The sequence below is a fragment of the Spirosoma sp. KNUC1025 genome, assembly GCF_045160025.1.
In the GTDB taxonomy this organism is placed as follows: domain Bacteria; phylum Bacteroidota; class Bacteroidia; order Cytophagales; family Spirosomataceae; genus Spirosoma.
In genome coordinates, this window is the sequence record NZ_CP087139.1 from 991,093 (window position 1) to 1,011,588 (window position 20,496).

The 20,496-nt window shown below is 48.5% G+C and carries 14 protein-coding genes and 1 pseudogene; 11 read left to right on the forward strand and 4 right to left on the reverse strand.

Translation table 11 applies throughout. The features are described 5' to 3' along the window. The first annotated feature begins 53 nt into the window (after nucleotides 1-53). From LN737_RS04300 to LN737_RS04310, 3 genes are all read left to right on the forward strand, one after another. A complete protein-coding gene (locus LN737_RS04300) occupies nucleotides 54-989 on the forward strand; it encodes a CPBP family intramembrane glutamic endopeptidase (protein WP_405516527.1) in 936 nt (311 codons plus the stop codon). A 211-nt stretch (nucleotides 990-1,200) separates the two neighbouring features. Then, on the forward strand, nucleotides 1,201-2,790 hold the full coding sequence (locus LN737_RS04305; protein WP_405520304.1) for a GMC oxidoreductase: 1,590 nt from the start codon (nucleotides 1,201-1,203) through the stop codon (nucleotides 2,788-2,790). 62 nt (nucleotides 2,791-2,852) lie between these two features. After that, nucleotides 2,853-4,022 carry a S9 family peptidase gene (locus LN737_RS04310; RefSeq protein ID WP_405516529.1) on the forward strand — a complete coding sequence of 390 codons (1,170 nt, stop codon included), beginning with the start codon at nucleotides 2,853-2,855 and terminating at the stop codon, nucleotides 4,020-4,022. 92 nt (nucleotides 4,023-4,114) lie between these two features. On the opposite strand, the gene LN737_RS04315 is transcribed toward LN737_RS04310, so the two are convergent. The 3 genes from LN737_RS04315 to LN737_RS04325 all read right to left on the reverse strand — a co-directional run bounded on the left by LN737_RS04315 (nucleotide 4,115) and on the right by LN737_RS04325 (nucleotide 10,001). Then, the gene (locus tag LN737_RS04315) at nucleotides 4,115-5,263 is read right to left on the reverse strand and encodes an ATP-binding protein (RefSeq protein ID WP_405516531.1); all 1,149 of its coding nucleotides are present in this window, start codon (nucleotides 5,261-5,263) and stop codon (nucleotides 4,115-4,117) included. A 78-nt stretch (nucleotides 5,264-5,341) separates the two neighbouring features. Then, nucleotides 5,342-8,878, reverse strand: a complete 3,537-nt coding sequence (locus tag LN737_RS04320) for a DEAD/DEAH box helicase (protein WP_405516533.1) — start codon at nucleotides 8,876-8,878, stop codon at nucleotides 5,342-5,344. Nucleotides 8,879-8,993: 115 nt separating this feature from the next. Next, nucleotides 8,994-10,001, reverse strand: a complete 1,008-nt coding sequence (locus tag LN737_RS04325; RefSeq protein ID WP_405516535.1) for a hypothetical protein — start codon at nucleotides 9,999-10,001, stop codon at nucleotides 8,994-8,996. 250 nt (nucleotides 10,002-10,251) lie between these two features. On the opposite strand from LN737_RS04325, the gene LN737_RS04330 reads away from it, so the two are divergent. The 5 genes and pseudogenes from LN737_RS04330 to LN737_RS04350 all read left to right on the forward strand — a co-directional run bounded on the left by LN737_RS04330 (nucleotide 10,252) and on the right by LN737_RS04350 (nucleotide 14,378). Continuing rightward, entirely contained in the window at nucleotides 10,252-11,511 is a 1,260-nt protein-coding gene (locus LN737_RS04330) for an anthranilate phosphoribosyltransferase (protein ID WP_405516536.1), read from the forward strand. A gap of 54 nt (nucleotides 11,512-11,565) precedes the next feature. Beyond that, nucleotides 11,566-12,755, forward strand: a pseudogene (lhgO, locus tag LN737_RS04335) (L-2-hydroxyglutarate oxidase). A gap of 76 nt (nucleotides 12,756-12,831) precedes the next feature. Beyond that, a complete protein-coding gene (locus LN737_RS04340; protein ID WP_405516538.1) occupies nucleotides 12,832-13,338 on the forward strand; it encodes a Dps family protein in 507 nt (168 codons plus the stop codon). A 101-nt stretch (nucleotides 13,339-13,439) separates the two neighbouring features. Further along, nucleotides 13,440-13,892 (forward strand): NUDIX hydrolase, encoded by a 453-nt coding sequence (locus tag LN737_RS04345; protein WP_405516540.1) that lies wholly within the window; start codon nucleotides 13,440-13,442, stop codon nucleotides 13,890-13,892. Nucleotides 13,893-13,931: 39 nt separating this feature from the next. Beyond that, nucleotides 13,932-14,378 (forward strand): DinB family protein, encoded by a 447-nt coding sequence (locus tag LN737_RS04350; protein WP_405516541.1) that lies wholly within the window; start codon nucleotides 13,932-13,934, stop codon nucleotides 14,376-14,378. 34 nt (nucleotides 14,379-14,412) lie between these two features. Here the strand turns inward: LN737_RS04350 and LN737_RS04355 are convergent, their stop codons facing one another. Continuing rightward, nucleotides 14,413-15,444 carry a type IX secretion system membrane protein PorP/SprF gene (locus LN737_RS04355; protein WP_405516543.1) on the reverse strand — a complete coding sequence of 344 codons (1,032 nt, stop codon included), beginning with the start codon at nucleotides 15,442-15,444 and terminating at the stop codon, nucleotides 14,413-14,415. A 229-nt stretch (nucleotides 15,445-15,673) separates the two neighbouring features. On the opposite strand from LN737_RS04355, the gene LN737_RS04360 reads away from it, so the two are divergent. The 3 genes from LN737_RS04360 (at nucleotide 15,674) to ruvB (ending at nucleotide 20,480) form a co-directional block, all read left to right on the forward strand. Continuing rightward, nucleotides 15,674-16,795, forward strand: coding sequence for a PKD domain-containing protein (locus LN737_RS04360; RefSeq protein WP_405516545.1), 1,122 nt, complete (start codon nucleotides 15,674-15,676; stop codon nucleotides 16,793-16,795). A 77-nt stretch (nucleotides 16,796-16,872) separates the two neighbouring features. Beyond that, a complete protein-coding gene (locus tag LN737_RS04365; RefSeq protein ID WP_405516547.1) occupies nucleotides 16,873-19,350 on the forward strand; it encodes a gliding motility-associated C-terminal domain-containing protein in 2,478 nt (825 codons plus the stop codon). A 101-nt stretch (nucleotides 19,351-19,451) separates the two neighbouring features. Further along, nucleotides 19,452-20,480 (forward strand): Holliday junction branch migration DNA helicase RuvB, encoded by a 1,029-nt coding sequence (gene ruvB, locus LN737_RS04370; protein WP_405516549.1) that lies wholly within the window; start codon nucleotides 19,452-19,454, stop codon nucleotides 20,478-20,480. Nucleotides 20,481-20,496 lie beyond the last annotated feature (16 nt).

Sequence of the window (20,496 nt, forward strand, 5' to 3'; positions counted from 1 at the left end):
GGACTGGCTGAAAAAGATAGCTTTGTTTTCGTCGGAATGACAAAAACTACCGTATGAAAGCCTTCTGGCAAGACCTGCGCGCACATCTTCGAACTGATTTTCGGCCTGATCTATATGGAACAACCGTAGTCTGGCTTGCCATTCTGTTAATTATCAATTTCTCACTCGATCTGGAGGATACGTATATCGACTCCTATCAGGGTCAACCCATCCGAATTGTCTTCTATTTTGGTCTGTATGCCACTGCCTACTACGTGAGTGTATGGTTATGGACGCATTTTCACCAAAGAGCAGACATCTGGCGAAGTCTCGAATTCTGGTTACGTAGCACGTTTGCTCTAATTTGTTACTCAACCTACGCTGGCTTTTATGCGCAAAACGAATGGAGTCAGCAACTCTTCGGCGGTCAGATTTACGTATTTGCTTATTACTGCCTGAATAATCTGCAATCTGTTTTGACGATTGTGGTGCCGTTGTTTCTCTTTTATCAATTCGCTGATCCTGCTCCAGACGGCTTCTATGGAATGGCTCCAAAGCGAAAAGGACTTGTGCTTTATGCGCAGCTGCTCGCGCTAATGATTCCGCTCATTACGTTAGCCTCGTTTCAGCCCGATTTCCTTCAATCGTATCCAACGTACCGCGATACAAACGCGAACGAATTTTTTGGGGTGCCTGAGTGGGTAACTGCGCTTGTCTATGAACTCTGTTACGGCTGGGATTTCGTACCCACCGAACTGCTTTTTCGCGGTTTTCTGGTTATTGGTATGAGTCGGATACTTGGGCGTGGAGCCGTATTACCAATGGTTGTGTGGTACTGTTCCATCCATTTCGGCCGGCCGTTGGGCGAAGCGATTTCATCAGTATTTGGGGGCTATCTGCTGGGCGTACTGGCTCTGAGCACCCGGAGCATCTGGGGTGGCTTATTGATTCATATCGGCATTGCGTGGGGAATGGAAATAGCGGCTTTTTTACAGGGCGCTGGCCGATAAAAGATATACCATCAGGCCCTTCTTCGTTCGTTATCTTTACGACTACTTAAACACTAAACCTGTGATAAAACGCCCTGGCAATAGTGAGCCGCCTATTCCGTCCGGAAAGAAATTTGATGCGATTGTGGTTGGCTCGGGGATTAGCGGTGGCTGGTCGGCGAAGGAGTTGTGCGAAAAAGGGCTAAACGTACTGCTTCTCGAACGAGGCCGCATGATTGAGCACGTAACGGATTATCATACGGCCACCATGGATCCCTGGGAGTTTCCGCATCATAACCGGGCCGTACCGCTGGATGTCGTGAAAAAATATCCGGTGCAGAACCGTACGGGCTTTACCATTACCGAAGCTACCCACCAGTATTTTGTCAATGATCTGGAAAATCCCTACGTTGAAGAAAAACCGTTTGACTGGATTCGAGGCAACCATGTTGGCGGTAAGTCGCTGATGTGGGGCCGATATTCCTTTCGGTTCTCTGATCTGGATTTTGAAGCTAATGCAAAAGAAGGCATTGCTACAGATTGGCCCATCCGATACAAAGACATTGCCCCCTGGTACGACTACGTCGAGAAATTTGCTGGTATCGCGGGTGACCGCGACGGATTGCCGCACTTACCTGATGGGCAGTTCCAGCCTGCTTTACCCGACAACTGCGTAGAGCAGCATTTTCGGAAAACTACTAACGCCAATTTTCTGGATCGAAAAGTGATTTCGGCACGGGCTGCTCACCTGACTGCCCCAACGCAGGAACAAATGAATTTGGGAAGGGCAAAATGCCAGTTTCGGAATCTTTGTATGCGCGGTTGCCCTTATGGTGCTTATTTCAGTACGCAATCCGCTACGTTGCCTGCCGCCCGGCGGACAAAACGGTTAACTCTTCGCCCACATTCCATTGTCAATTCCATTATCTACGATGAAAAAACAGGCAGAGCTACGGGCGTTCGGGTAATTGACGAGCAAACGCATAAGTGGCATGAATTCCACGCCAGTGTCATTTTTCTGAATGCGTCGGCTTTGGGATCTACCTATATTCTGATGAATTCCAAATCGAATCGGTTTCCAAATGGCATGGACGATAGTGGCCAGTTAGGTCGAAACCTGATGGATCATCATTTTCATGTTGGTGCTTCCGCCGATTACGAGCACGATCTGGACAAATACTATTACGGACGCCATCCTGCCGGACTATATATTCCACGTTTCCGAAATTTGCCGGGGCAGGAGAAACAGCCATTTCGTCGGGGTTACGGGTTTGAGGTATACACCGAGCGCGATAATTGGGGACACGCGTACGGCGATGAAGGGTTTGGGGCTGCATTCAAAGAGAAAGCGACTCAGTTCGGTACCTGGAAAATTACGCTCGACGCGTTTGGCGAGTGTATGCCCTATGAAGACAACCGGGTTTATCTGACCAGCGACGTAACGGATAAATGGGGACAGCCCGTTCTGAAAATGGACGTTCACTACCGCGAAAACGAAACACTTATGCGTAAGGATGCCCGTGAACAAGCGATGGCCATGCTGGATAAAGCGGGTTTTGTAAATATTAATGGTTTCGACAGCCAGGCGCATCCGGGCCTAAGTATCCACGAAATGGGCACAGCCCGGATGGGGACATCACCAAAGAATTCGGTTTTCAATAAATTCAATCAGCATCATCTGGTTAAGAACGTTTTCTGTACCGATGGGGCCAGTATGACCTCATCGCCCTGTCAGAATCCATCGCTGACGTACATGGCGTTGTCAGCGCGAGCCGCCGATTACGTAGTTCGTTCGCTAAAGCGTGGCGATATACCTCGGTAAATGAAGTAGCTGGCTGATTACGTTCGCTTTAAGGATAAGAAAAATTACTCCGACCAGCTACAATGAAAGCCAGAATCGTATTCGTCATTTGCACTGTGTTAGGCACCATAAGCGCTTTGGCCCAGCCTAATCCTGACCGACCCGATTTGTGCCAGGGCGCTTACTTCACAGAAGCGCAGGGGGCAGAAGCATTACAGACTTTTGCTAAAACCTATCATGATCGGGCCACGTGGGAAACCCGGGCGGCCATGATACGTAAGGGCATCCGTGAGGGAATGCAATTGCCTGATAAACCGAAGTTTGCTCCGCTTCAACCTGTTCGGCATGGATTGCGAAAAATGAATGGATATACTGTAGAGAACGTAGCGTTTGAAAGTGTTCCCGGCTTTTTCGTAACGGGCAATTTGTACCGGCCAGTCAATCCAACCGGAAAAATGGCCGGAATCCTGTGTACGCATGGGCATGGGGCTGATCAGAATAATCGGCTGATGGAATACACGCAACAACGTTGTGCTACGTTGGCGCGTATGGGGGCAACAGTCTTTGCATATGACATGATTGGCTACGGCGATTCAAAGCAGTGTACCCATAAAATTCCGGGTGCACTGAAGTTACAAACATTGAATAGTATCCGGGTGCTGGATTTTCTAACAAGTCTGCCTGATATTGATACTGAGCGAATTGGCGTAACCGGTGAATCGGGCGGTGGCACACAAACGTTTTTGCTGACAGCGCTCGACTCCCGCGTTAAAGTAGCGGCTCCTGTGGTTATGGTATCTGCCTATTTCTTTGGGGGATGCACTTGCGAAAGCGGTATGCCCATTCATAAGCGCCCCACGCATCAAACTAGTAACGTAGAGATCGCGGCACTGACTGCTCCTCGGCCTTTATTGCTCATTTCGGATGGAAAAGACTGGACGAAAAATACGCCAGAAGTAGAGTATCCGTATATAAAAACCGTTTACGGGTTCTACGGGGCAAACGACAAGGTTGAAAATGTGCATTTACCTGCTGAAGGACATGACTACGGTCCTAACAAGCGCGCAACTGCGTATCGTTTTCTAGCCAAAAATCTTAAGCTTGACTTGAATAAAGTACTAAGAAACGGTCAGATCGATGAATCGCCAAACACAATTCTTGAACCTGTGGCTTTACAGGTTTTTACCACTGAGCATCCTCGCCCAAATCGTGCTGTTGTCGGCGACGAGGCAGTTGCCGCATTATTGAAGTAATGGTTTACATAGCTCGTTTTTAATCGAGTATCCCATAAATTATCGCTAATTCGTTGAATAATCTTCTTTTTTGGATCGTTTTGCACATTGGATTACACGTCAAAGTAGTTGTGCGTTATAAAATCTAAATAATTCTCCGGATTAATAATTGACAGCGATGCAGTTGGATATGCTTTGGAAAACCCCTTTGGAAGGCGTTTTTTCTTCATCTGCCAACTGAATACATAACCCTTTAGCTGACCGTTGTTTTCCTCTAGCCAGTCAAGCTGTTGTTGATCATAGGTACGCCAGAAATAAGGTTTGGCTGAGTTATGCAGATACGTATTGCGCTTGATCCGCTCAGCTACCAGATAGTTTTCCCACAAGGCTTTTGCATCGTAGCGCTGCGATAACAGACTGAAATTATTGATTAATGCGTTGCGAACTCCATTGTCGAAAAAGTACCATTTCGAACTCTTGGTCACTTCTTTTGGATGATTTTGGCCGAAGCCCCCAACGCGAAACAAAATAAATACCTTGGCAAACAACTCCAGATAACGTACCACTGTATTCCGGTCAATCTGCAATTGATAGCTCAATTCATCGTAAGAAATTTCCTGCCCGATCTGGTATGCAATCAACCGTAACAGTTGCACCATTTTTTCCGAATTACGTACCTGGTCAAACAGCAGAACGTCTTCAAGAAGATGTGGTAATGTCGTGTTTGTAAGGAGATCGATACGTTCAGAACTAGTTGCTGCCTGAACTATATCAGGGTAACTGCCAAAGATTAGCCGCTCCTCAAGGTATTCACGAGTCTGTAAATACGTCTCAGTCGCGCCTAATTCCAATTGAGATAAGGGGTAAATTGTATATGTTACCTGTCGATCTAAAGCGAGTTTATTATCTGGGATGGCTGTATCAAATGAGGATGAGCTGGTTGCCACAACGGTCAGATGAGAGAATGATTCGACCAGAAACTTCAGACTTTTCTCATAGTCAGGGATTGCTTTAACTTCATCAAGAATCAGTAATTGCGTGTCGTTAAGCCAGTGTGTGTAATGGGCTATGGTCCGATTGCTTAGAAGCTCAGTGGAAGCATTCTCTTCACCACTTAAAATAAGCTTCGGACCGGAATACGTATTAGCGAGCTGATTGATTAACGCAGTTTTACCCGATCCTCGAGCACCTACTACTAAAAGCACTTTGCCTGAACTTAGCTGTGTCTGAAGAATTCTATATAGTGCTCGCTGGATGGGCATATCGTAGAGGTTTTATTATTCAATAAATTAACGTTATTTTGTTGAATAATAAAACCTCTTTTTATTGAGTAGTGTAGATTATACTAGAGTCACCAATTCTTTCAACTCTGCGTCATTTAAATCACCCAGCCAAGTCTCGCCGGTTTGAACGCTGAGATCGGCAAGCTCGCGTTTCGAGCGAATCATTGCATCGATTTTCTCTTCCAGCGTTCCTTGATTCATGAGCCGGTAAACCAGTACGTTCTTCGTTTGGCCAATGCGGAATGCCCGGTCGGTGGCTTGTGACTCAACGGCTGGATTCCACCACAAATCATAGTGGATTACGTGATTAGCCTGAGTTAAATTGAGGCCGGTGCCGCCTGCCTTAAGCGAAAGAATAAATGTATGGTCGCTGCGGTTGCGCTGAAATTGCTCAACCATTTGGTCGCGATCGGCTCGTGACGTACCCCCGTGTAGAAACAGCGGTTGCGTACCAAAGGTATGCTGGATGAATTGGGCGAGTAAATCACCCATTTCGCGGTACTGCGTAAAAATCAGAACCTTTTCGTGGCTTGCGTAAATGTTTTCGAGCAGGTTAAGCAGCAACGTAGCTTTACCCGACAGGGCTGCGCTTTCACCGCCCCGTTTTAAATATTGGCGTGGATGGTTGCCTATTTGCTTAAGTGCCGTCATGAGTTTCAGGACTAAACCCCGGCGCGCAATGCCATCTTTTTCCTGAATGGCTCGCAAACTTTCCTGAACAACACTCTCATACAGCGCAGCCTGCTCGGTCGTGAGTGAACAAAATTGATTGTTTTCGATCTTGTCGGGTAAGTCGCTAATAATACTCCGGTCAGTTTTAACACGGCGTAGCAAAAAGGGGCTTGTGATACGTCGGAATTGGTCAAGTTTCTGGTGGTCGCGTTCCTGCTGAATAGGTTTGCCAAACTCCTCATTGAACTTACTCAAGCCACCCAGGTAACCCTTATTCACAAAATCCATGATGCTCCAGAACTCAGATAGTCGGTTCTCAACCGGCGTACCACTCAGTGCAATCCGGATTGGGGCTTTCAGTGCTTTAACGGCCTTGGTTTGTTCGGTATCCGCATTTTTGATGTTTTGTGCTTCATCGATTACAACAACTGCCCAGGTGATTTTTTTGAGTGTATCAAGGTCTGACCGGACAATCCCGTATGTAGTCAGCAATATGTCGTAGTCATCGGCTTTTTCGGTCGGTAATTTCCGGTTTGAGCCGTGGTAAATCCGCGCCTGTAAGTCGGGAGCAAAGCGGGCAATTTCTTTCTGCCAGTTTGTAAGCAACGTCGTAGGTAATACTACCAGACCTTTCTGTTTCTTAAAGCGGCCTTCCTGCCTGAATTTAAGCAGCAAACTGATTACCTGAAGCGTTTTCCCCAGCCCCATGTCATCAGCCAGCAGACTACCCATACCAAGAGCCGTATTTTTGACGAGCCATTCGTAGCCTCGGTGCTGATAAGGACGTAACGTAGCATTTAACGCGTCGGGTAAAGGTTGAGCGGCACTTTCGGTAAACTGTTTCACCAGCGTCCGCACTTCAGCCGATAAACCCAGCCGTCCACCTTTATATTCCTCTGACAACGCGGCTTTAAGTAAATCGGCCCCTGTTAGCTCAGGTGGATTCTCCAGTTGCTTGTAAAGCCGGGTCAACTCATCTGGATCGACCAGTACGTATTGGTCTTTGATTTTAACCAGCCCTGTTGTGCGACCCACAAGCTTTTGGAACTCCTTGACGCTCATCATCTCATCGCCAAGCGCTACCTGCCAGTCGAACGTAAGCATATCATCCAGCCGCATAAACGCATTAGTTGCTGTCACTTTTGCCTTCAAACGGCCGCCTGCCTGTGGACGAATCCAGTGCTGGAGAGATTTTGGTAACCAGAGTCCAATCCCGAGCAACTGCATACGAGGCAACGTATCGAGCAACACCTCCACAAACAGGCTTGGCGAATAGGAAAGATACTCAGGACCACCAGTTCTGGTCAGTTTCGATAAGTCAGGAAAATGGCGCGACAGCACCAGCAAATCCTGCAAAACAGCCATTCGAATGCGCTCATGCTTCTTTTTCGTCAATAGATCAGGCAGCGGAATGGGTTGGTCAACGACTCCGGCGCTAGCGGTAGCTTCCCGGTCGCGAATAAGTAGCCGCAGCCGAAACTCATCGCCGAACTCGTTATCTTCTACAGCCAGAATCGGCACAAAGCGCTTGTGTGTCAGAAAGAAATCGTTGACCCAAAGCTGCATAGCCAGGGGCATCTCTTTCCGCCCGAACCCTTCAAACCGTAACGTTTCGATGCCAAAAAAGAGCCGGTCGGCGTCTTCCAGGGGCCAGCGTTCCCATAGCTCAATGGTCGTTGGCTTTATAGCCCGACGCATGAATAACGAGCAGAGCGTTAACACAAGCTGTTCGTTGGGCAACGCCAGCCATTCTTTCTGCCAGCGTACCGTCAGCAGTGTTGGCGGTATCTGCGTCGTTAGCAAGTCGGTTAATTGCTTCACGGTTTCGTTGAGCGTTGCTGGAAGCCAGCGTACCCGGTATTGATCTTCTGTTGGACCGACCCGCAGCAACTGCGGCACAACAGCTCCTCGACGTAACAGAACCGCCGAAAACTGCTGGGTAAGATATAAAGCCCGAACCGAATCACTCATTTCCGGCCAGTTATCTTCGGTTAGGGTGCCGAGCCAGCTGGCCAGATCGCTCATTTTAAATCCGCCAAGCGACCGCTGGTCACCATGTTCGCTGAAAATACTGATCTTTTTCACCGACATGACCTCGTCGAGCTGCAACTCGATACTATCGCTAAACTGGGGTGTGTCAGTCTCTTGCGCTGTTTTTTCGCTGGATGAGGGCTTGCTAAACAGTTTGTAAGCTCTGGTCAGCGACTTATGAAAATCGCCTTTGGCAAACGTAACGTCGGGCGAGAGCAGGCCAAGCAGTTGGTCGGCCAACGGCGGAATCGTCGCAAAATCCAGGCGGGCGCGGGCTTTTTCATCGGCTTGCCAGTCTTCATCATCGGGTAGTTCATCCGTACAGATGTCTCTGAACGAATAAACGCTGCCCATAGTACCGCCAGCAGTTATGGTCTGGTCTTTCTGAAGTTCGCTCAGAATGTCGAGCCCTTTTAGTTGAAAAACCAGAAATGGATTTCGATCAATTTCATTGGCAATGACGTAGATGACGGCGGCCAGATGTTTGCAGGGAACGGCATGATCAGGGCAGGAGCAACCCATCGCCAGATCATGAAAAGATTCCGGAAATAACTGAATCGTCCGGCGTTTGGCAAATTCAATTATTTCGGGCGGTAGCTGTCGGTTCAGAAGTTGAGCCAGCGTAGCGGGGTTTTCCCGAATCTCGGTCAGTAGCCAGTCTTTTTCCTGTTCCGTAAAGAGCGGCACCGACAGCCTGATCTTATAAGGTCGTGGAGCTGATCCTCTGACCGATGCACTAATCTGGTTATTGGAAATGGTTAAGCTATGAACGGCACCTTTGTTGGCGTACGTTTTGCCGCGCGGCAGGCGGTTTGCCATGTCGATACTTGTCAGGGCATTGAGCCACTGTTGTCCCCACCACGTTTTTCCGTAACTGATACGTTCCGCCATGCTGCCAAAAATAAATTCCGTGCAAAAATAGCGGATTAACCGTTTAATGACGGTTAACGCTCTTTTTGGAAAAATTCAGCTTACCGGTTAAAGCACGAGCAACCTCAATCAGACATTAGCTGTTCAGGGTATCCACAAAATCCGCGCGATCATCGACAAAAAGCGAAAGCTGCCGAATCGTTTTCTGCAACCCATATGGCCCCTCAACGACAATTGGCTCCTGAAACGTGAGCAGTACGTTTGGTACCGTCAGGATGGCACCATTTAGATAACCAGCCTGTTTGGCTGGTTTTTCGCTAATCAGCGCTACGTGTTCAATTGACGAACGTAAAATACGGGCCCGCCAGCGAACGCCCAAGCGAATAGTCAGGTACGAAGATGTCAGATAAGAAGGTCGTCTCAGCGTTGCCATAAGGTCAGCCAAAAAGAACAACATACCATATGCGGTTAAGGTTGTAATCCAGAAGGCAATTGTCGGATTCAAGCGAACCAACAGCAGATGAACAGCAACGCCTTCAATCAATCCGACTGTCAATAAGCCTATTGTTAAGGCCACCTGTCCCGATTGGCGATGGGTTGTGAGTGGATAGGCTTCAATTGGTAAATCGGATTTAAGACGCCATCCCAGTAAGGCGTAGTAAAGGATAAGCCCTTCACCAATAATCAATCCAACGACCCGTTTGCTAACAACCACAGACAAACTTTCCCGCAAGGCAGTTTCTGCATCAGCTTCATTCCGCAAACGGCGGTACGTCTGGATTACCGTACGGATACGAAATACCACCGTAATGACCACGGTGCTTTCTGTTAAGATCAGCAGGGTGGGCCAGATCTGTTTAGCCGGGAAAGCAGTTTGGGGGATAATCCATAAAGCGATGCGTAGCATTAGTAATCCGACCAGAGCTGACCGACTGATGGGTAGACGTAGTGGCCGGCCAATGAGCCAGTAGAATAAGCCTGTCGGAATAAAAACAAGGTCAAAAAGTACCGCAGCCGACAAGTGAACCGGGTAGCGGTTAAATGCAGCCGTGTGCGTAACGAAAACCTCTACACCAATTATCAAACCCGTAAGCAGTAAGAAAACTGCCATTGGCGACGTACCGTGAGCGCGCAGAAAGGCCATCAATAGGATTGTTAAAAAAGGTTAACTTCTTACTCGCACTAGTATTTTTCCTGCCGTACCTGTTTTGTTAAAGCAACAAACCCACCGTTGGATACATCAGATTAAAAATTGCATCCTACAATGAAGATTCTTTGATACGTAGAAAAAACAACCCGTAATCTGTTGTTTATGAGCCGGTCAGCGCGCAAAAGTCGTCTTTTTTTACGTATTTTTACCTAACTCCCTATGTTCCGTTAACTCAATTGCTTCTATGGTTCTGGATACACCTGCCACCGAAACGCCACTTGGCCGGGGCATCAAGCACATTGGTATTGGTAAGTATGGCAGCAAGCCACTTACGCCCGAACTACTAGCTGCCTGCCGTACTGCTTTACTTGATCCGACCAGTCATCCACTGCAGCGGGGCGCATTTCTGGGCGCATTACTGGCAAAAGGACCAACGCCGGAAGAACAAACATTAGAGGAGGTAATTGGCAAAGGAGCGTTCACACACCCAACTTTTTTCATCAACAAGGTATGTCCGGATTTGCCGGGTCGGCTGCTGCCGATTGCTACTAAACTTGTTCGGGGGGCTAATCTGCAGGTGAGTGAAGCGGAGCAACTGGGTCATTACCTGTATGGCGATGAAGAGTGCGAAACCTTTCGGGGATTAGCCGCCAGTATCATGCGTGTCCGACACGAAACCAACGAGGAATATCAGGGGCTGATGCGCGCGGCAGAACACACATACCTGCCCGGATTCGGACCAATTAGCTGCGCTGATCGCCCATTGATTCAACTGGCCGAACCCTTTGATGGGGTTGAAAATAACTACATGATTACGCCCTTGCTGGCAAAATTTTTTCAGAAGCGCGGCTACGGTGCTGTATCTATGGTTGGCCGTTCGGGTGGTCCAAAATTTACGCTGAATGCCCTCGACTTATACATGCACCTCGGTTGCCAGTTTCTGCAAAGTAACCATGAACTCGACACGCCACTAGCCCTCTACGGCTGGGTACTCGATCAGAAGGCTATGTCGCCAGCACTCAATCGCTGGGTCGACCGACGTCATATCATCATCAAGCGTCCTTTTCTGGCTACGCTCGAAAAAGTGCTAAATCCCTGCCATGCCCGTATTCTGGTTACATCGGTCTTTCATATTACGTATCAAATGAAAATGGCGGAACTGGCACTTATGGCTGGTTTCGACGGCGTTATTGTCCTGAAACGTGGACTGGAAGGGAGCCTTGCACCCTCGACCAGCCGAGCAAGTGGTGTCTTATGCGCCGTTCGGACGCCACGTGGTCATTTATTTTTTCAGCATTTTGAAGGAGATACGCCTGCCTTTTCGGCTTTCCGAACCGAAAAAGAAACCCAGTATGAGGAACCGCTGGCAACTGATAATGCCCGACTCGTGCGGCAAATCATGAACGATGGTCAGTCATCGGACGCGGAGTTTGATAATCGGGTTCAGTTCGCTTATGCGCTCTATGGTCGCGGACTGGACTGGATTGAAGGACAATTGCGGTAACCAAAGGCTTGTTGGCCGGAAAGCCCTACCTTTGTGGCTTGTATTTAGCCAGTCATGAACGACGTAATAATTATTGGTGGGGGCATCGTAGGCTTAGCTACCGCGTTGCAACTAAAAAAGCAGCGACCCGGTCTGAAGGTCGTTCTACTCGAAAAAGAACCCATTGTCGCACGCCATCAAACCGGTCACAATAGTGGTGTCATTCACTCCGGGTTGTATTATAAACCGGGTAGTTTAAAAGCTACCAACTGCATTCGTGGCTATCGGATGCTGATTGACTTCTGCGATGCAGAAGGTATTCCGTATGACCTTTGCGGCAAAATTGTTGTTGCGACCAAATCGGAAGAACTCCCCCAACTCGAAACCCTGTACCAACGTGGGCAGCAGAATGGCTTAGGCGGTTTAAAAAAACTGACCGTAGCAGAGATGCGCGAGATAGAACCGCATGTAAATGGGGTAGCCGGGATGTTCGTTCCACAGACGGGTATTGTCGATTACAAGCAGGTTTCAGAGAAATATGCTGAGAAATTTCAGTCCCTCGGTGGTGAAATCAGGCTGGCCGAGTGCGTCGAGCAGATAACACCGGGCACGAGCTTAAGTATCGTTGTGACAAACAAAAGTCGTTACGAAACCAAACTCGTCGTTAATTGCGCGGGCTTGTATTCTGATAAAATTGCTCAGCTAACGCAGCCTGTCGATGTTCGGATTGTACCCTTCCGGGGGAATATTTTAAGATTAAGCCGCATAAGGAATACCTGGTCAAAAACCTGATCTACCCCGTTCCCGATCCCAACTTCCCATTCCTGGGGGTTCATTTTACACGTATGGTGCATGGGGGCGTAGAGGCTGGGCCAAACGCCGTGCTGGCCTTCCAGCGCGAAGGCTATAAAAAATCAGACATAAATCTGAAAGAACTGTTTGAGACCCTCGCCTGGCCGGGCTTTCAGAAAGTAGCTGCCAAATACTGGGAAACGGGCCTGGGTGAAATGTACCGGTCCTTCTCCAAATCGGCATTTACCAAAGCATTACAGGCGTTAATTCCCGACATACAGGAAGCTGATCTGGAAGATGGGGGCGCGGGCGTTCGTGCGCAAGCCTGCGACCGTACGGGCGGATTGCTGGACGATTTTGCCATTCTGGAAACCGACAAAGCCATCAATGTAGTCAATGCACCCTCCCCGGCGGCTACGTCATCACTATCGATTGGGCAAACCGTTTCCGAGAAAGTGCTGGTTCGTTTTTAAGAATCTCTTAACAAACAATAGGCGTTCAATAGGGTTTCTTTAGTAATGAACTGTACCGCTAAAAACAGAATGAGTCATGAAACCAATTAACCAAATTGACGTACTGGATACCCCCAACGATCTGGAAGAAAAAGGCCGTGAGAAAGTTGCTGAGTCTTTAAATCGGCTCGTTGCGGATGCATTCGCTTTATATATCAAAACCAAGAATTATCACTGGCATATGTCAGGCCGTCATTTCAGAGACTATCATCTGCTTCTGGACGAACAGGCCGACCAGATTTTTGCCACGATTGACCCGCTGGCCGAACGAGTTCGGAAAATTGGTGGCAACACCATCCGGTCGGTAGCTCATGTTGCACAGTTGCAGCGGGTAAAAGACAATGACGAAGATTTTGTCGCTCCACTCGATATGCTGAAAGATCTGGAGCAGGAAAACCGTAAGATGGCGAAAAACATGCGCGATGCGCACAAAGTTGCCGACGATGCGGAAGACGTAGCAACAGCCAGTCTGCTCGAAGTATATATCGATGAGACCGAACGACGCACCTGGTTCCTGTTTGAAACCTCGCGCGATTTGAATTGATCCAAACCTCATAGGTTTTGAAAACCTATGAGGTTTATTCAGCGATCATCTTTTCCAGCGATTCGTTGGGAAAGATGATCGCTCTTTTATAAGTTGGCCGCATGAAAGTTAGGCCTTCTGCTCTTATCTGGCGCACTCATGCCAATCAAACCGAAGTATTACTGATGCGCTACAGCTATGGCGGGCAGGATGTGTATGCGTTGCCAGGCGGTAATCCCGACCGTAACGAAATACTGACTGAAACAATCCGGCGTGAAGTTCAGGAGGAGATGGGCGTTTCGATAGATGTCGGCGAAATGATTCTGGCGGGCGAAATGCTGCTCACGCAACGTAACGACGACGTACTGCATGTGGTATTTGCCGCCCGGAACCTTCAGGGTAAACCGATCTTGAATCCTGATGAAACAACGGCCCTCGACATCGTCTGGAAGCCAGTACCAGAACTTGATAAGCTGAACTTATACCCAAACATCGGCGCCCGGATACAACCGTGGTTCAGTTCTGCTACGTATTTAGGCTACGTTGGCCGTATTGAGCAGCAATATTTTGGCTAGAACCTATTACGTTCGGACACTATTTTTTGATAAACCACCATGCTTATCCAAACATTAAAAACACTGTTTCTACGGGATCTTGGCAAGTTAAGGCAGGAAATCGATGCCTATAAAGACGAAGCGAAGATCTGGTATATCGAGAAAGGCATTGCCAATTCTGCTGGAAATCTGTGTCTGCATCTGGTCGGCAACCTTAGTACGTATATCGGTGCCGAACTCGGGAAAACGGATTACGTTCGACACCGGGAGCTGGAGTTTTCGCTGAAAGATATTCCTAAGGCTGAACTCCTGACAAAAATTGACGAAACAAGTGCGGTTGTCGATAAGGCGCTGGATACCGTAACCGATGCGCAGCTTGAGGACGAATATCCATTGCTGGTTTTTGACGAAAAGACAACAACAGGTTATTTTCTGGTCCATCTGACTACGCACCTGACCTATCATCTTGGGCAGATCAATTACCACCGACGCCTGCTGGATTCGTAATGGATATTAAGCAGAAAGGAAGTCGTCTGTCAACTTAAAACTTCGGACAGGGCAGTTTTTTGTCGCGCCGACGAACGCCCGCCCGGCGTCCTTCGGGTTTATCGAAAATATACGATATCGATAATTCGTGCGAACCACCGCTGTTGCCTAAGGTAGAGATCGTTACGTCGTAGCTGTACCCGATAGAAAATTTCTCCATCCGCCATCCGACCAGGCCCGCAATGGCATCGTGGTTATTCAGCGTCTGATCGTATTTCTTGAACGGAATGCCCCGGTAATAAAGCCCAATGGTCAGCGGAGAATAGGTCAGATAAGCGCCAAGGTCCAGCTGATCGTATTTTCCCTGGTGTTTATAGAGCAGTACGGGCGAAATGCTGATCTCACGATCCTGCTCATCGGCTAGCCCTGTGAACCCACCCAGCGGAATCCGCAGACCCGCCTGAATACTGGTTTTCATCGGCAGCCGATCATTGCCAATCGAATAAAAAGCCTGGTCGGGCCGGTTAATGTGATGAAATGACGCACCTACCCAAAACCAGTCTGAATAAAAGAGGCCGCCGGTGGAGAAATCGACATATTTGTTTTTAGGTGAGCCCGCCAGCAAAGCCGGATCTGACGAAACACTGCCCGTGATGAAGCCGCGGTCGGTAAACTGATCGCCCGTGGTAAGGCCAAAATAATTAACATTCCGGTTTACGAACGAACCCTGTAATCCCAGCCGAACGAATGACGATTCGCTGACCTGAAACTGGTACGCATATTGCAACCCTATGTCTGTTGATTGAATCCTTCCCTGACCCTGGTTATCATTCTGGATTAATAAACCGATACCACTATTATATTTTTCGATAAAATGATCGACAGCCACCATTGTAGTGACGTAATTGGTAATGGCCGGCCACTGGTTGCGGTAGTTTGCCGTGATGCGCGGGGCCAGTGCCGATCCCGCAAAGGCTGGACTCAGGTAAAGAGGAGCCGCATAAAATTGAGTGAACTGAGGGTCCTGGGCAAAGGCCATCCGGCTCAGTGCCAGGGTCAAAACCGTCAGTACGTATTTCTTAACCATAAACGTAAAATCGAGGCAATAGCGAGATCAACTTATTAGTTGCAACGTTGCTAACACAAACGAAGTATTTAGCAACAGGCGAATCGATAAAAATAGTAGATTTTAGGTGCTTTAAGGTGTGTCGGTCAATAAAATTTTAATTAGCCACCTTCGTTTATACTAACGTAATGCCTCCGATGTTGTTATGCAGAGGAGCGAATTTGCGAGGGGGCCTTATTCAGCGTTCTTCATGTTTATTTCTAGCAAGCATATACGGGTAGTTGGACTATGTGTCGTGCTGCTTTGGCTGGCAGGTCTGACTACGGCCTGGGCACAGACCATTAGGGGGTTTAAGATAAGCGGTAAGACCTGCGTTCCTGATCAGGAGTGTAAGTCGGACCCGATTACGTTTACGGACAGCCTGCTCACGGGTGTGACCACCCGGGCATGGGATTTTGGGGATGGTACTACGTCGACCACAGAAAAGGATTCGGCAGCACAGCATATTTATCAGACCGCTGGGTCGTATACCGTTCGATTGACGCGAACGGTCAATGGGGTGACACAAACGGTTACCAGAACCATTCCGATTTACAACCGGCCGCAGCCATTTTCGAACTGGCGGACAGATACAACAATCTGTAAGGGTGAGACAATCACGCTGGACCCTTACTCGGGTTCCACACCACAGTCGGGGCTTCGGTTTCTTTGGTATCCAAAGGGTGATACAACCCAGACCATTCAGGTCGATAGTTCTGGCTGTTATTCCGTAGAGGCTATTAGTCCCAATGGCTGTTCGTATCAGGATCGTATCAATGTCGATGTTTGTGGCGAACAGAAGGAATCTCAGGGGGTTAAGTGGTATTTTGGCCAAAATGCCGGTCTGGATTTTAGCGGTGGTGGTACACCTAAACCAATTGATGATGGTAAACTAAGTACCATTGAGGGGTCGTCGTCCATTGCCAACACCAAAGGTATTCTGCTCTTCTACACAGATGGGATTACCATTTATGATAAGGATGGTAAGATCATGAAGTCGCTTGTGCCGGGCGATACGAATGCTGTGCAAATCCCGCTGGATGGAAATACGCACTCTACACAATCGGCGCTGATTGTGCCCAAACCAACCTGCCGGGGCTGTGAGTACCTGTATTACGTATACACGACTTCTGAAATTCGGGGTAAAAAAACCCTTACCTATAGCGTAGTCGATATGCGCCAGAATGGAGGTAAAGGCGCTATCGTTGAAAAAATATTCCGGTATCGGATGAGAGTACAGAACAGTCAACTGCTGTTGAAAACAAGCGGGATTCTACCTACTGGGTTATTTCACGGATCTATGGAACCAACAAATTTGAAGTACGCCATCTGACCCGTGGCGAAAACACCGACCCTAAAACGTATACGGGTGGACAGGTCATTGATTCGCTCGCAGCGGCAGAAGGATACATGAAAATTGGCCCGGCCGATACCACAAGCGGTAATGAAGGCAACCGGCCAATGGCTGTTGTCATTCCTGGTCCGCCTAAAAACTCCGTTGATTTATATACGTTCAATGATTCAACCGGCGTACTGACCTTCAATCGAACGCTTGATTTAGGGCCAGCACCGCCCAAAGCCTACGGGGTCGAATTCTCGCCTGATGGGAAGAGTTTATACGCCACGATGCTGGCCGATACAAATTCAGACGGTAGTCAGAAAGGCGCGTCGTACATTGTGAAGTATGATCTGACACAGACGGATACGCTCCTGACGCAATCCCGAACGGTCGTCGACAGTAGTACAACAAGGCAGTATGGCTCTATTCAGATTGGGCCGGATGGACGTCTTTATATTGCTGTAAAAGGCAGTTCGTCGCTGGCTACCATCGAGAATCCAAATGGCGGTTTGCTGGACAGCCTGATCTTTAATCCATCGGGACAAACCCTCGGTGGCAAAACCAGTCAGCTGGGCTTACCAAATCTGGTGGCGAACTTCAACGACCAGTCGAATGGACCGGGCATTACGTATGCCGACACTTGTACGAACGGACCAACGGTTTTCCAGATTGGGCCAAACTGCCCGAAGCTAAAAGAAGCCTATACGCTGGATTTTGGGGATGGAAGCCGCCCTGTGTCAACGACCTCAACGCAACCCATTACGCACCCGTATTCAAAACCGGGGCAATACTTCATTAGCCTGCGAATAATTACCCGAACCAGCGCTGGTGGTATCTGTAAAGACACACTGATTAAAGACACGCTGAATATTCTGGAAACACCGCCCGACATAAAACTTGGGGCTGATACGGCTATCTGTAATAAGAAAGGAATCTTGCTCGATATAAAAGTACAGGCCAAGCTCTACGTCTGGCTCGTCAATGGGTCCGTTGTCAGTAGGCAACGAACCCTGCAACTGCAACGACCGGGCTATTACAAAGTAATCGGACTGGCTGCCAACGGCGAGTGTTTTAAAAGCGATACTATAGAAGTACAAATCAAGCCGGTTCCTTCACTCGATCTTGGGCCCGACACCGTTTTCTGCTATCGAAGTTCGGTTAAACTGACTGTACCTCAACAAACCTGGTCTGAATTCCTCTGGAGTGACGGTAGTACGGATCGTTCAACCACTGTAGCGAAAGCCGGTACGTATTTTGTGTCGGCCAAGAACTTTGCAGGCTGCGAGAACTCGGATACGATCAAGGTGAGCGAACTGCCTAAGCTACGTGTCGCGGCTGCTCTCACCGGCCCTAAAGCCTGTACGTCAGCCGATGGGTCCATTGTACTTACACCAACTCCGGCCGGTACGTATCAATACGATTGGACACGTGCTGACGGAACTGTACTTGTCAATGCCGGGAGTCAGCAGACTGGTCTGCCGGAAGGTGGTTACAAAGTCAGTGTGACCGACAGTTTGCATGCCTGTAAAGCCGATACCGGATACATACTTAAGTCGCCCGAAAATAATTTACAGATCTCTCCACTCGTGAAGGATGCTTTCTGCGGCATACCCAACAGCGGCACCATTAGTATAACTGTTTCGGGAGGAATAGCTGTGAGTTACGCCTGGCTGGATAAAAACAATAATTTGATTACTACGACGCCAATTTTCGACAAGGCGGCAGCGGGTATTTACAACGTACAGATTATCGATACGCGTGGTTGTAAGGGAATTCTGGATAGTATCAAAGTTGGCCTGGACAGCACGGGATTGGCTCGTCTGGTGCCCGATACGCTCAAATGTGCGGGTGATGCCGTCGTCTTGAGGCCGCTTCTGGGCGATTTGCCGGGCAATACGTATCAGTGGAGTACGGGAGCTTCTACACCTACCATTTCAGTTTCCTTGCCCGGTTCGTATAGTCTCATCGTTAGAAATACAACGAGTGGTTGTGTTGGGCGAAGCAGTACGCAGGTGGGAGACCGTCCTGCTCCGCAATTCTCGCTCAATAGTCCAGCTTCACTCTGCGAGGGAGATCAGGGCAAAACACAGCTGCTGGTAAGTGGAGAAGCCAATTTAAAATATGTGTGGCTGAATAGTGGCGGCCGACCGGGTTCAGATACCACCAAAGCGTTGACTGTGGATAGAGCGGGGGATTACAAAGTTCTGATAACAAATCCGCTGGGCTGTACGGCAGTTGGTCTTGCCAAGGTGTTAAATCTGTGCGAACCACGGGTCAATATACCAGATGCCTTTACGCCCAATAACGATGGAATAAATGACGCTCTTCAGGTCTTTACCGCATACATTACAGATTACGAATTCAGGATTTATAATCGTTGGGGCGAAGTGATTTTTGTGAGTACCAATCCAGAGCAAAAGTGGGATGGCACCTACAAGGGAACCTCCTATCCATCCATGCTTTATCCCTATATTGTTACCTACAAAAGTGAGTCATTTCCCGAGCGTGCACGTGTCGTAAAACGAGGTACAGTTATGGTAGTTAAGTAGCGGTTTTTCGCGGTTTTTTTCGTAAATTTGAGGTAAACGACCTGCTCAAAACAGCCTGTTTTTCAGGTAAAAATGAGAGCAGGTCTGCACTAATCAAAACTATGCGAAACGACTTTTTGAAAGGCTCAAAAGACGGAATGACCACGACCGATAAAGAGATTGAACGGGCGCTTCGGCCCCTTTCATTTGAAGACTTTACGGGACAGGATAAAGTACTTGAAAACCTCGAAGTATTTGTTCGGGCAGCCATGCAACGAGGTGAAGCGCTCGACCACGTATTACTGCATGGCCCGCCGGGCCTGGGTAAGACGACTCTGTCGCATATTATTTCCAATGAGCTGAACGCAAATATTAAAATGACGTCCGGTCCAGTACTGGATAAGCCCAGCGATCTGGCGGGGTTGTTAACTAACCTTCAGCCGAACGATGTTCTGTTCATTGATGAAATTCACCGGCTTAACCCAATTGTCGAAGAATATCTTTATTCGGCAATGGAGGATTACAAGATCGATATTATGCTCGATTCAGGCCCCAATGCTCGTACGGTACAGATTAAGCTGAATCCGTTCACGCTTATCGGAGCAACGACCCGGGCCGGTATGCTTACCTCTCCCCTTCGGGCCCGCTTTGGAATCAGCTGTCGGCTTGAGTACTACGATGCCGCTCTGTTAACAACCATTGTACAGCGGTCTGCCGCTATTTTAGGAACGCCTATTGACGAAACGGGTGCCTACGAAATTGCGCGCCGGAGCCGAGGTACACCACGTATTGCCAATAACCTGCTGCGCAGAACCCGCGATTTCGCTCAGGTGAAGGGCAATGGGTACATCAACGTGGATATCGCTGAAATGGCCCTGAGTGCGCTCGACGTTGATCAGAACGGTCTTGACGATATGGACAATCGGATTCTGATGACGATCATCGATAAGTTTAAAGGTGGTCCAGTAGGAATTACAACCATTGCAACGGCCTGTGGTGAAGAAGCGGAAACCATTGAGGAAGTTTATGAGCCTTTCCTGATTCAGGAAGGTTTTCTGAAGCGTACTTCGCGGGGTCGTGAAGCAACAGAACGAGCGTATCGGCACTTAGGTATCGTTCCTAATTTCCGGACTGGCGAGCTATTCGGATAGCCAATTCGGCCTTACA

Bases quoted from the DNA above. Each gene is read 5' to 3' on its own strand.
- LN737_RS04300 (WP_405516527.1), top strand. From the start codon at position 54: ATGAAAGCCTTCTGGCAAGACCTGCGCGCACATCTTCGAACTGATTTT.
- LN737_RS04305 (WP_405520304.1), top strand. From the start codon at position 1,201: ATGATTGAGCACGTAACGGATTATCATACGGCCACCATGGATCCCTGG.
- LN737_RS04310 (WP_405516529.1), top strand. From the start codon at position 2,853: ATGAAAGCCAGAATCGTATTCGTCATTTGCACTGTGTTAGGCACCATA.
- LN737_RS04315 (WP_405516531.1), bottom strand. From the start codon at position 5,263: ATGCCCATCCAGCGAGCACTATATAGAATTCTTCAGACACAGCTAAGT.
- LN737_RS04320 (WP_405516533.1), bottom strand. From the start codon at position 8,878: ATGGCGGAACGTATCAGTTACGGAAAAACGTGGTGGGGACAACAGTGG.
- LN737_RS04325 (WP_405516535.1), bottom strand. From the start codon at position 10,001: ATGGCCTTTCTGCGCGCTCACGGTACGTCGCCAATGGCAGTTTTCTTA.
- LN737_RS04330 (WP_405516536.1), top strand. From the start codon at position 10,252: ATGGTTCTGGATACACCTGCCACCGAAACGCCACTTGGCCGGGGCATC.
- LN737_RS04340 (WP_405516538.1), top strand. From the start codon at position 12,832: ATGAAACCAATTAACCAAATTGACGTACTGGATACCCCCAACGATCTG.
- LN737_RS04345 (WP_405516540.1), top strand. From the start codon at position 13,440: ATGAAAGTTAGGCCTTCTGCTCTTATCTGGCGCACTCATGCCAATCAA.
- LN737_RS04350 (WP_405516541.1), top strand. From the start codon at position 13,932: ATGCTTATCCAAACATTAAAAACACTGTTTCTACGGGATCTTGGCAAG.
- LN737_RS04355 (WP_405516543.1), bottom strand. From the start codon at position 15,444: ATGGTTAAGAAATACGTACTGACGGTTTTGACCCTGGCACTGAGCCGG.
- LN737_RS04360 (WP_405516545.1), top strand. From the start codon at position 15,674: ATGTTTATTTCTAGCAAGCATATACGGGTAGTTGGACTATGTGTCGTG.
- LN737_RS04365 (WP_405516547.1), top strand. From the start codon at position 16,873: ATGAAAATTGGCCCGGCCGATACCACAAGCGGTAATGAAGGCAACCGG.
- ruvB (WP_405516549.1), top strand. From the start codon at position 19,452: ATGCGAAACGACTTTTTGAAAGGCTCAAAAGACGGAATGACCACGACC.